The sequence below is a fragment of the Microvirga sp. P5_D2 genome, from assembly GCF_054049475.1.
In genome coordinates this window covers 1-683 of the sequence record NZ_JBFUMH010000406.1, presented here as the reverse complement: position 1 = coordinate 683, position 683 = coordinate 1, and the positions used below count along the sequence as shown (strand labels likewise).

Below are 683 nucleotides of genomic sequence, written 5' to 3'. Positions count from 1 at the left end.
ACCTTCTACCGCTTGCCGCGTCAGCACCACAAGCATCTCAAGAGCACCAACATGCTCGAGCGGCTCAACGAAGAGATCAGGAGACGCACGTATGTGGTGCGGATCTTCCCCAATGCCGCTTCATGCTGCCGGCTGGTGCGGGCTCTGGCGGTCGAGACGCACGAGAACTGGCTGGAAGCCCACCGCTACCTCAACATGGAGGATCTGAAGGAGCACAAGAAAAGCACTCTTCGCGAAGCCGCTTAGCCAGCCTGCTCGGCCGTCCCGCTTTGCAGAACTTGACGCACACAATCCGGTGAGAGGGCGGTGAGGCGTCCAGCAATGCCCCGCCGCACACAGCAGCGCGGCCTGTCGGCTGGCAGTTCTCCGCTCTCACTAGGGACAGACATCCCAGAAGCCTTGGGTGCGTTGCGGATTGCTGTAGTACCAGCAAGAGCCGGGAGCCGGCGGTGGCGAGGTAACGTAGGCTGTAGCGGCCGCGGCCGTCACGAAGCCGAGTGCCGCGCCGGCGGCCACGGCGGCGCCGGGACGCCACCAGTACGACGATGGTCGATACCAGCCGCCCGCCGGCACGGGTGGCCGGTAGCCCGGCCGGGCCGCGACATTGCCCGCCGGGCCGCGCACAGYGGCCCCGCCGTAAGCCCCACGGGCGGCGACTCCACCCCGGGGCGACTCCACCCCGG

General features: G+C 67.6%; 1 protein-coding gene. It reads left to right on the top strand.

The window, feature by feature from the left end; all coding sequences use genetic code 11:
- Positions 1-246: transposase (locus tag ACXJKO_RS31980; protein WP_457095010.1), on the top strand; the 246-nt coding region annotated here is incomplete at its 5' end.
- Positions 247-683: the final 437 nt, after the last annotated feature.